The following is an 11,707-nucleotide window of genomic DNA, read 5'->3' on the forward strand; positions in this document are numbered from 1 at the left end:
TGAACTTAGCGCCCTGCGGGCGGGCTTTTCCATAACCACTTGCTTTTGCAGGAGATAAAATGGAAATTCCTATACTATCAAGTTAAGCCGGATTAGGCTTAACTTGACATTATCAGAAGGTGTTAATTAAAATTTACAAAAAGTGTATATTTTATGCTTTTCTAACTTTAATACCTTTATCGGTTAAGTGGGCCTTGATATCAGCAATGGTGTAGGTTCCATAATGAACCATTGAGGCAATCAAGGCAGCATCTGCTCTGCCTTCTGTCAGTACATCAGCAAGATGTTCTGGAGTACCTGCCCCACCTGAGGCAATAACAGGAATGTTGACATTTTCTGAAACAAGGCGAGTCAAATTCATTTCATAACCATCTTTTGTGCCATCAGCATCAATGGAATTGAGACATATCTCTCCGGCACCCAGTTTTTCACCTTTTTGTGCCCATTCAAGGGCATCCATTCCCATGTAGGTTCTGCCACCGTTGATTACAATTTCATACCCTGATTGAATACCCTCTTTCTCACCTACATATTTAACATCCATACCGAGAACAACACACTGGCTTCCAAATGCCCTTGCGCCCTGTGAAATGATATCCGGATTTTTAACAGCAGCAGAATTTACACTTACCTTTTCGGCACCTGCGAGGAGTACGGCTCTCATATCTTCAAGAGTTCTGATACCGCCGCCTACAGAGAAAGGTATGAAAATGGTCTCAGCCACCCTTCTTACAACATCAATCATGATGTTACGTTTTTCATGGGAAGCGGTAATATCATAGAAGACAAGCTCATCAGCTCCAGCCTCATAATAAAAACGTGCCATATCCACAGGATCACCGATATCCACATTGTTCTCAAACTTTATACCCTTGGTTGTTCTGCCCTCCCGTACATCTAAGCAGGGGATAATTCGTTTACTCAACATGGCTCTCTATGGCTCCCATATACAAAAGTTCTTTAAAATTAAAAGTCCTGGCTTGCCGCTTTTTTCAAGATGAAACTGTGTGGCAAACAGATTTTTTAAGCCAACCGCAGAAACAAACTCAACTCCATACTCAGTCACTCCAAAAACGTTGTTCCTATCCAGAGGCTCCGGAAAATAACTATGGACAAAATAGAACTCATCCTCCTTCCCTACTCCATTAAAAAGTGGATGCGGCTGCACAACATTAAGACCATTCCAACCCATGTGAGGAACTTTTAATAATATTCCATTCTCTTCTTTCATACCTGAAGGGAAAGCCCTGGCCGTTCCTTTAATCAGACCCAGGCAGACAGCATCATTCTCCTCGCTTCCATCCATGATAATCTGACACCCAACACAGATTCCCAGCATTGGTATTCCTGATTTGAACGCCTTTTCAAGGGCATCATCAATTCCCCTTGCCTTCATCTCCTCCATGGCAGAACCAGCGGCTCCCACACCTGGAAAAATGATTCTTTCAGCATTCACAATTTTTTCAGGCTCATTGGTGATCAACGATTCATATCCCAGATATGAGACAGCACGCTGCACGCTTGTCAGATTACCTGCACCATAATCAACTATTACAATCATATATGCTCTCTTATGTATTTATTAGAAAGTCTCCATAAGATGCTGATACACAACGACTTTCATGTTTCGTTGTGATGCGTCAGCAAACATGGGGGTTTATTAGAAAGTCTCCTAACATACTGACATATAAAGACTTTCATACATTGTTGTGATACCATCGCTATCATGAGGGTTTATTGCATAAAAGTCACGTATTACATAAAAAATTCATGCCATCATATATTTTTTTTTGCCATATCCCACAATACTTCCAACTCCTGCCGCGGCACATCCTTTAAAGATTGACCATTAATACCAAGTTGATGCTCCATGTATCTGAAGCGTTTCTCAAATTTTTCTGTTGAACCAGCCAAAGCTACCTCAGGATGTACACCTGCAAGGCGTGCAACATTGGTAAGGGTAAAAAGAATATCTCCAAATTCCATGGCAATATCTTCGGACTTTCCATTTTCAAGGGCATCTGCAAACTCTTTCCACTCCTCGAAAGCCTTTGTAGTAACCTCTTCCATATCTTTCCAGTCAAAACCTGCTCTCACAGCGCGCTCGGAAACCTTATATGCCCTCATTAGTGAAGGCATACCTGCGGGTACAGAATCCAGAAGGGACTCTGGCTTTTTCTTGCCAGCCTCTTTTTTCTCCTCATTTTTTATGCGTTCCCATCGGTTCCAGAGTTCCTGTTCATTTTTAAGGGTCTTGTCTCCATATATATGAGGATGACGGCGAATCATTTTTGCAGCACTTTTTGCAATGCTCTTACCAATATCAAAGGTGCCTTTTTCCCTGTAGATCTCTGCAATAAAAACAAGCTGAAACAAAACATCACCAAGCTCATCGCATATCTCTTCTGGCTCATCTCCCTCAATTGCTGAAAGGAGTTCATACATCTCTTCTGCAAGACATTTCCACATGGTTTTAGGGGTCTGTTTTCGATCCCAGGGGCAACCGTTCTCTCCTCTCAGTCTCTGGATGATTTCGATTATAGTGTTAAGGTTTCCCATTTTATCATCAGATTTCTGCTTTTCATCACATATTTGTTGCATTTTTTTATTCACTTCAAGCCTTTTATTATCACTGTTAAATCAAGCCCCTTTCAAAGGCAAATTTTTCTTCTGAATTTCCTGTATGGTTCCTTTCTGTTTTTCCCAAAATGCTTTCATTTTATCAAATTTTATCCTGAACTCACCCTTGAGCTCTTTGGATGCAAAAATTGCTGTCATTTCTGATAAATGTGCAACATAAGGGGCAGTACGAGAATTTTCAATCAATGATGCCCCCCCGGGCAATAGAGCTGTCAATATAATAAAGGCAACAGAAATAACAAGAAAACCTTTAAGTGCACCAAACAAAACACCACACGACCCATCGACCCATCCAAGAAATGCAACATTGAGAAGAAGACGGATCAAATGGCCAATCAGGGATGTCAATGAAAAGATAACACAAAAAAGCAGAATAAAAGAGATTATATTGCCATATACACCCAAATCCACCCAGTTGGCAAGATAGCTTGCCAACATGATGTAATATGTGTGAGCTGCATAAAAACCCGCAACGACCCCTACGATGGAAGAAATTTCCCTGATGAAACCCCTGAAATAACCCCTTATCAGACAAAAAGAGAGTACGATAACAACAAAAACATCAAATAGGTTCATATATATTTCCTACATCAATTATATTTCCTACATCAATCATAGATTAAGAGTCGTAAGTTCCCAGATCGGCCACCATATGTTGTGTTTTTATTTCTTATAAATACCATTGGTAGATATCATTGAAAAAACTTATAACTGACGAGTAATAGATAATACAGCAGAACAGGGGATTAATTATCAGTTGCATCTATTTTCAGTCAAGTTTTTATTGACCTTTTGTGGAATAGCGTGCAATCTATGGGGCATGAAAGAGATCACCTTTGACAATGCCGGTGCGGCAAGGGATCTGTTTGGTCATCACAACGATAACCTGGCACGGATTTCAGAAGCAACCGGGGTCAGAATAGACAGCAGAGGAACCACCCTTGTCATCAAGGGTTCCCAGGAATCTGTCAACCTTACAGAAAAAATCCTCAACCAGCTCTATGAACTGGTAAAGGAAAAATTTACCATCCATCCGGCAGACATTGAATCAGCCGCACTTGCCCTTAAAAAAGACCATTCATGCAGCCTCAGAGACATTTTTCTGGACACAATCTTCACCACTTTCAGAAAAAAAAATATCTCCCCAAGGAATCCTGCCCAGAAAAAATATGTTGATGCTGCCCGACGCCACGATATTGTATTTGCCATAGGACCTGCCGGTACAGGCAAAACCTACCTTGCCATGGCCCTTGCTGTGGCTGCCCTTGGCAAAGGAGAGATAAACCGTATTATTCTGACACGCCCCGCAGTGGAAGCAGGAGAAGCTCTGGGTTTTCTGCCGGGTGATCTTTCTGATAAAATCAACCCCTATCTAAGACCTCTCTATGACGCTCTGCACGACATGCTATCATTTGACAGAGCAAGGGAACTTATTGAACACGGTACCATTGAAATTGCCCCACTTGCATTTATGCGTGGAAGAACACTGAACAATGCATTTATCATACTTGATGAAGCCCAGAATACAACCTCAGAACAGATGAAAATGTTTTTGACACGTATAGGTTTTAGCTCAAGGGCTGTAATCACAGGAGATGTTACCCAGACTGATCTCCCTGCCGGCAAGAGATCCGGCCTTGTTGAAGCAGAGCACATTCTCCAGAACATTGAAGGTTTAAAATTCAGTTACTTTACAAAAAATGATGTTGTACGGCATAAGTTGGTATCCAAAATAATAGATGCCTATGATAAAAATTGTAAAAAAACACACAAATAATATTTTATACTTTCTACTATGAAACAAGGTAAATCAATCCAGGCAGTAAGTACATTTTTCCAGAGTCATCCCTCGGTAATATGGGGCATGCTGGTTTTCATAACAATGTTTTCGGCTTTCCTGTTGTATCCACACAGCGGAAAAATCAGCTACCTGTACGAACAGGGTGACATTGCAGAAAGAGACATCAAGGCGCCCAGGGATTTTTTCATTGAAGATCGTGAAGCAACCCAGGAAAATCGCCACAAAGCCGGAAACAACATACAAATTGTATATGACTATGATCCTGCATTGCACCAGCAGCTTTCTGACAAAATTGATCAGGCATTTTCAATTCCCCGCAAACTCTACACTATAGACCCCCTGACAACAGAGACAACTTCCCCTTCCTTTGAAACCATAATGACCACAAAAGATAAATTTGAAAGCATTCTCGGCATTCCAATTGGGAAAGGGGCATTCAACATACTCTATAAGTATAACTTTGATACAGAAATCTCCGATAAAATAAAGATCATACTGACAGAGATCCTTAAAAATGGCGTTGTGGCAAACAAGGATCTGCTTTTAAAAGAGGATGGTAAGGGAATTATACTCAGAACCATTGACTCGTCATCGGAAAAAGTGGTGGATAATCTGAAAATATTCTATGGACCTGACCAGTCAAAAACCATGGTGAGAATAATAGGAGACCCACTTCTTAAGGGAATCAACTACAATTTAAGCAACCTTATTGTTGATATCTGCCAACAGATGCTAAGACCTAATATCACAATGAACCGCAATGAAACGGAAAAAAGAATCAAGGCAGCAGAGGATACAATAAAACCTGTCCTATACAAAATCAAACAAGGGGAGATGATTTTAAGGGAAGGAGAGCGGGTGGATGAGATTAAAATCATCAAGCTCAATGCACTGACAAGCCAGATCAAGGAAAAAAATGTGATGCTTGCCCGGGGCGGAGTGGCAATTGTGATTTTTTTATCACTTCTTGTTATCTATATTGTATCCCTTAGACACCACCAGTCAATTGAAAAATACCACAACAAAAATATCATTTTTCTATCACTTATGCTCATTCTGTTTCTAAGTATTGCCAGAATTGCAGCTCCCATTGCAGGAAAAGTTCCCCTTGACATGCCACTTAGCATAACAGTCGAATCCCTCTACCTTGTGGTGCCACTTGCTGCCGGAGCCATGACTGTCTGTCTTTTTCTTGAGTTTCAGGTTGCAATGTGCTTTTCCCTGATTCTATCACTTATGTGTACCATAATATTTGCCAGCAAAATGGAAGTATTCATTTTTATTTTGATGAGCAGCATTACAGGTGCATACTGGATAAAAGAGTGCAGGGAGAGAAAAATTTTTATTACAGCTGGCCTTAAACTTGCCCTTTTCAATGCCGTACTTGCCATTGCCCTTGGCATATATTCAGCTCAGCCCCAACCGGACATTACAGTGTTACTTAAAAACACAGCCCTTGCAGCTATTGGGGGAATCACGGCAGGAATAATCACAGCAGGACTTACCCCTGTAATTGAAATTGTCTTCTCCTATACAACCGAGATCAAGTACCTTGAGCTCTCCAACCTCGATCAGCCAATAATGAGAAGACTTATGATAGAGGCACCTGGCACCTACAACCACAGTGTAATTGTTGCAAATCTTGCAGAAGCTGCCGCATCGGCCATTGGAGTAAGCGGCCTTAAAACCAAGGTGTGTGCATTTTATCATGATATAGGCAAACTTGATAAACCGCTCTACTTTATTGAAAATCAAAGTGATGGTAAAAATCGCCATGACAAGATATCTCCTTCAATGTCAGCGCTTGTTTTAATCCAGCATACAAAAAAAGGGGTAGAGTATGCCAGGGAGTACAAGCTGGGTCAGGATATAATGGATACAATCCAGCAGCATCACGGCACAAGCCTCATTCGCTACTTCTACAACAAAAGCATCAAAATACACGGAGAAGATGGAGTTAAAGAGAGCGATTTCAGATACCCCGGCCCTAAACCCCAGACAAGGGAGACCGGAATTGTCATGCTTGCAGATGTTGTTGAAGCTGCTCTCAGAACCCTTGAAAGGCCAACTCCGGCAAGGATTCAAGGCAGGGTGCAGGAGCTGATAAACGCAATTTTTGCAGACGGGCAGCTTGAAGAGTGTGAACTTACACTAAAAGATCTTCACCAGATTGCCAAAAGTTTCAACAAAATTCTTACAGGGCTTTACCACCACAGAATAGAGTACGACAATAAACCCCAGGAGCCTAAAAAAGAGAAAAATGGAAAACCGGAACATACAGATTCAGAACCTGCAAAAGTTGCCAAAGATCAGCCTCAGCCGGATAAAACAAAAAATCAGGCAAATCTTAAGCGCCTTGGGATATGATAATCATGAAATTTCCATTGTCATAACCGATGACGATCATATGCGGGAATTAAACAGTTCCTACAGAGGCATTGACAATACAACCAACGTACTTTCATTCTCCATGATCGAAGGTGATTTTCAGGATATGGGGGCAAACCTTCTTGGTGATCTTGTAATATCTCTTCCAACTGCACAAAAAGAGGCCATTGAATCAGGAATCACTCTTGAAGAGCGTCTCTCCCAGCTTCTGGTACACGGAATTTTGCACCTTGTCGGCTATGACCATGAAACAGGGGAAGATCAAGAGAGAAAAATGGTTGAAAAAAGCCTTGAACTTCTGAAACTGATAGAACCAGAAAGCGAACTTGACTATTTTTAGGAGGCAGCATGGCACAACTTGCAGTTAATGTTGACCACATAGCAACAATCAGAGAGGCAAGAAAGATAAACTATCCTGACCCTGTTGCAGCAGCCTTTGCTGCTGAAACAGCAGGCGCAGATGGTATTGTTGTTCATCTCAGGGGAGATCGACGTCATATACAGGAGCGGGATGTTAGAATTCTTAGGCAGACTGTCAGAACAAAACTTATACTTGAAATGGCATCGACTCCGGAAATGCTTGACATTGCGGCAGATATCAAGCCTGATCTTGTCACCCTTGTCCCTGAAAGAAAAGAGGAGATAAGCACAGAAGGTGGTCTTGATATAATAACCCACAAAGATGCCATAAGCAGAACTATTGAGCAACTTCAAAGCTTTAAAATCCTGGTCAGCATTTTCATTGACCCTGATTTAGAGCAGATAAAAACTGCCAAGAAACTAAACGCAGATATGATTGAAATTCATACAGGTGCTTTCTGCGATGCAAAGACCGAAAAGGAGCGGGAAGAGGAGTTTGGACGCATTGTGGAGGCCGCAAAGATTGCAAAAGAGCTTGAACTTGGTGTAAATGCCGGTCACGGCTTATGCTACCACACCATAAAACGCTTCAGGGGGCTAAATGCCATTGATGAGTTCAGCATAGGTCACAGCATAGTTGCACGTTCCACCATAACAGGTATGGAACAGGCTGTCCGTGATATGGTGGCACTTGTAAGAGAACTTTAAATTTTCTCTTGAGAATATCTGTTTTTATCTTTATAACAGCATAGCAAAACTTTTGCCTCAACAAGGCAACAATCATTATAGACGGTAGTGTCATAAAAGTGTTGATATCTTTTTGTGAAAGCCCTGCTGAATCAAGGTTTGTGAAGAGCTCATCAACATATTTGGGACACCACCTTATAGACAATCCACAAAAACACTGATGATCAATTGTCCCATTGATCATCGCTTTATATTAACCAAAGAGACAATTTACTTAGGAGGTTTTATGTCAATTTTAACGTTTGGTCACAAAAATCCAGATACAGACTCTGTCTGCGCTGCAATTGCACTTGCAGATCTTAAAAAGAAACTTGGTGAAGATATTGCTCCTGCCATGCAGGGTGAGCTGACACCTGAATCAAAGTTTGTTCTTGAAAAATTTGGTGTAGCTGCTCCGGAAGTTGTTACTTCATATGCAGGCAAGGATGTTTACCTGGTTGACCATTCAGATCTTGCTCAGAGTCCTGATGATCTTGGAAAGGCCAATATTCTGGGTATTGTTGATCATCACAAACTTGGTGATGTCACAACATCACAGCCCTTAGAGTGCTGGATCTGGCCTGTAGGATGTACCTGCACCGTGATCAAATCAATGTATAACTTTTTTAATGTGGAGATTCCACAGGATATTGCAGGTATCCTGCTTTGTGCAATCCTCAGTGATACCGTTATTTTTAAATCTGCAACCTGCACAGATAAAGATAAGGCGGCATGTGAAGATCTTGCAAAGATTTCAGGTGTTGATGATGTTCAGGCACTTGGAATGGATATGTTCAAGGTTAAATCAGCAGTTGAAGGAACTCCAATAAGAGACCTTGTAAAACGTGATTACAAAGACTTTGACATGAGTGGAAATAAGGTTGGTATTGGACAGCTTGAGGTTGTGGATCTTTCCATCCTTGACGGTGTTAAAGCTGATCTTGCTGCTGACATTGCCACCCTGAAAAAAGAGGGCGGACATCACAGTATATTCCTGCTTCTTACAGACATTATCAAAGAGGGTTCTGAAGTTCTTATCGTTTCTGATGATGACTCTGTTATTGAAAAAGCTTTTGGCGTAAAACCTGCCGATGGAAAAGCATGGCTTGATGGCGTTATGAGCCGTAAAAAACAGGTTGTTCCAAACCTTGAGAAAGCCTTTGCATAAAAACTTTGGTGATTGATTTTAAATCTTATCCCAATTCATAAATCAAAAAGGGGCAGATCCCGAAGGATCTGCCCCTTTTTAGTTTTTAAATCAAACTGTTATCATAATCATCACATCACGCAGCAGATTTTTCAGGAGTACTCTTTTCAGGAGTGTTCTTTTCAGATGCACTCTTTTCATTTACCTCATCCACCTCTTCCTGAATCAAAGTTCTTTCATAGCAGAGCAATCCGCATTTAAGGCATCTTTCTGCCTCATTCTGAGCCTTTTCAGGAGTGTAGCCATTATAAAGCTCAGCTACTTTGCCATTTTTTCCAGCCTTTAATGCACCAGATTCATTAAGAGGCATAAAATTTCTTGGCATTATCTGGACATTTTCCACAGAGGTTACTCCCTGCAGGATTGAACGCTTTGTCACAGGTCGTTTTACATCATTTACAGGAAGGCCATACATAAGCTTGTGAATTGTTGCAGCAGCACGCCTTCCGCCATTAATGGCAACAACAGCAGCACTGTATCCGCTCAATTCATCTTCAGGGGACAGAAAGCCAAGCTCTGCTTTATTTGAAGGTGCTTTATAAATTTCATAACCCTCCCAGAAAATAGGCTGTTGCTTTTTATCTGATGACGCACCCTGATCTGACAATTCATCTTTATCAGCAAAAGCAGTACCATTATCAGTTGAAGAGGTGGAAGAATTGTCAGAAATTTCCTGCACTTTAACAGCCTCATTTTCCTCACCTTCCTGCTCATTGAGGTTTGTCCTGATAAAAACAAGTTCAGGAAACCTTCCGGCAGATAGAATAACAGTCTGGGCATCAATCAACGTCTTGTTTCCTGTGGCAAGATCTGTACATTCAATCTGGCAAAGCTTTTCATCCTGACCAATTACTTTGGTAAGGCCGGCAGAATAAATAATTGTGGCTCCATTTCCGGTCATTGAATCAACAGAATCACTGTCAAAGTTAGATAATTCAGCAGTTTTTCTTGAAAGCACTGTAATATTTTCAGCACCCTGCTCACGACACACCTTCACAGCTTCAGAAGCCATGGAACCGCCACCGACAATCACCACGTTTCTGCCACATGGAATTCTCTGGGACTTCTGAATATCAGCCCTCAGAAGGTCAATCATGAGATATCCACCTGGAAAAACGGTTGTAATTTCAGAGATTTCACCCCTTGACAACCTGCTGTCCCATCCACCTGTGGCGGTAAATACAGCCTCGTATCCTTTTGCAAGCAGAGAAGGAATTGTAAAGTTTTCACCTGCTTTCATACCGGTTTTAACATTGACACCCATTTCAAGGATACCTTCAATATCCCAGTCAAGGACATCCATTGGCAATCTTTCATCAGCAATGGCAATTCTTAAAAGTCCACCAAGAATTGATGTTGCCTCAAATACAGTAGGCTCATGACCCAATCGTGCTGTAAAAAATGCAGCAGACAAACCTTCAACACCACCACCTATAACAGCAACTTTTCTACCGGTTGCAGGTGCTTTATATGGTTGAACTCTTTTACCGAGATCCATCTCTATGTCGCAGACAAAACGTTTCAGATTGTTAATGGCAACGGACTCATCAACAAGTTGCCTTCTACACTCAGATTCACAGGGAGCTGGGCATATTCTTCCTATTACAGTTGGAAAAGGATTTCTCTCCTTGATTACCTGAACAGCACCCCCATTGTCGCCCTGACGGATTCTCGCCAGATATTCACGGATATCAATTCCAGTGGGACACGCCCTCTGACAAGGTGTAATGCACTTATCCTCTGTATATTCCTTCATGATACGCATGGAAACAGAGGTGATTCTAATAATGTTCTTGGGGCATATTTTCTCGCATGTACCGCAGGCCGTACACTTTTCAACATCAACAACAGGAAGGCCATGTTCACCCATCTCCAGGGCACCAAACGGACATGCAGCAACACAGGTTCCCATGCCAAGGCAGCCAATATTGCACTCCTTCATGCCACCAAATACCATTGCAGCAGCACGGCAGTCATTTATGCCATCATACAGATATTTAACATCAGCATCTTTTGTTCCATAATAACATCCAGAACGGGCAATTTCAGGCTCCTTTTCTCCAATACTTACTCCCATAAGAGCGGCAATTGCAATGGCAACATCAGGCCCTGCAGCAACGCATGAATCCGGAGATGATTTCCCGCTTGCAATGGCTTCTGCATTTGGAGTACATCCAGGATAGCCGCATCCTCCGCAGTTTGCCCCTGGAAGAACATCATCTATTGCCGCAACAAGCGGATCCACATATACATAAAAAATTTTGGACGCAAACGCAAGCGCACCACCGATAACCAAACCCAGGCCACCCATCATAATTACCGACTGTATCATTTTTCTCCTCTCTACAGTTTCCAGAAAAACCGATTGTGCAAAAAAACACATTTGGTAAAATTTGATGGTTTCGTAAAAAGTAAAAATCTGCAAAATCGCAATTATTAATTTCAGTATTATAATATTTAATTTCAGTATTATAATCTATATTATATTATATTATAATTGCAAAAATGCGATAAACTGACCTTTTTACAGGTTCATCAAACTTGATATCCTGGCAACTATATCTGCTCGATTTTCCACCAAGAAG

The 11,707-nt window shown here is 41.4% G+C and carries 10 protein-coding genes; 5 read left to right on the forward strand and 5 right to left on the reverse strand.

Annotated features, from left to right (window positions below; all coding sequences use genetic code 11):
* Positions 1-151: 151 nt before the first annotated feature.
* From hisF to MTBBW1_RS18120, 4 genes are all read right to left on the reverse strand, one after another.
* On the reverse strand, positions 152-928 hold the full coding sequence (hisF, locus tag MTBBW1_RS18105) for an imidazole glycerol phosphate synthase subunit HisF (RefSeq protein WP_080805644.1): 777 nt from the start codon (positions 926-928) through the stop codon (positions 152-154).
* 6 nt (positions 929-934) lie between these two features.
* A complete protein-coding gene (gene hisH, locus MTBBW1_RS18110; RefSeq protein ID WP_080805646.1) occupies positions 935-1,561 on the reverse strand; it encodes an imidazole glycerol phosphate synthase subunit HisH in 627 nt (208 codons plus the stop codon).
* A 215-nt stretch (positions 1,562-1,776) separates the two neighbouring features.
* Entirely contained in the window at positions 1,777-2,601 is an 825-nt protein-coding gene (mazG, locus tag MTBBW1_RS18115; RefSeq protein ID WP_245809461.1) for a nucleoside triphosphate pyrophosphohydrolase, read from the reverse strand.
* A gap of 39 nt (positions 2,602-2,640) precedes the next feature.
* Positions 2,641-3,216: a CvpA family protein gene (locus tag MTBBW1_RS18120; protein ID WP_080805649.1), complete on the reverse strand. Its 576-nt coding sequence runs from the start codon at positions 3,214-3,216 to the stop codon at positions 2,641-2,643.
* A 244-nt stretch (positions 3,217-3,460) separates the two neighbouring features.
* Here MTBBW1_RS18120 and MTBBW1_RS18125 point away from each other — a divergent pair, with 244 nt between their 5' ends.
* From MTBBW1_RS18125 to MTBBW1_RS18145, 5 genes are all read left to right on the forward strand, one after another.
* Positions 3,461-4,417, forward strand: coding sequence for a PhoH family protein (locus MTBBW1_RS18125; protein ID WP_080805651.1), 957 nt, complete (start codon positions 3,461-3,463; stop codon positions 4,415-4,417).
* A gap of 87 nt (positions 4,418-4,504) precedes the next feature.
* A complete protein-coding gene (locus tag MTBBW1_RS18130; protein WP_245809462.1) occupies positions 4,505-6,808 on the forward strand; it encodes an HD family phosphohydrolase in 2,304 nt (767 codons plus the stop codon).
* Complete coding sequence (gene ybeY, locus MTBBW1_RS18135) at positions 6,798-7,169, forward strand: rRNA maturation RNase YbeY (RefSeq protein ID WP_245809463.1); 372 nt, start codon at positions 6,798-6,800, stop codon at positions 7,167-7,169. Before MTBBW1_RS18130 ends, ybeY begins: the two co-directional genes overlap by 11 nt.
* Before the next feature lie 8 nt (positions 7,170-7,177).
* Entirely contained in the window at positions 7,178-7,897 is a 720-nt protein-coding gene (locus tag MTBBW1_RS18140; protein ID WP_080805656.1) for a pyridoxine 5'-phosphate synthase, read from the forward strand.
* A 265-nt stretch (positions 7,898-8,162) separates the two neighbouring features.
* On the forward strand, positions 8,163-9,083 hold the full coding sequence (locus MTBBW1_RS18145) for a manganese-dependent inorganic pyrophosphatase (RefSeq protein ID WP_080805659.1): 921 nt from the start codon (positions 8,163-8,165) through the stop codon (positions 9,081-9,083).
* Positions 9,084-9,198: 115 nt separating this feature from the next.
* Here MTBBW1_RS18145 and MTBBW1_RS18150 read toward each other — a convergent pair whose 3' ends face one another.
* On the reverse strand, positions 9,199-11,454 hold the full coding sequence (locus tag MTBBW1_RS18150) for an RnfABCDGE type electron transport complex subunit B (RefSeq protein WP_080805661.1): 2,256 nt from the start codon (positions 11,452-11,454) through the stop codon (positions 9,199-9,201).
* Between the last annotated feature and the right edge of the window lie 253 nt (positions 11,455-11,707).

It is taken from the genome of Desulfamplus magnetovallimortis, from assembly GCF_900170035.1.
GTDB lineage: Bacteria > Desulfobacterota > Desulfobacteria > Desulfobacterales > Desulfobacteraceae > Desulfamplus > Desulfamplus magnetovallimortis.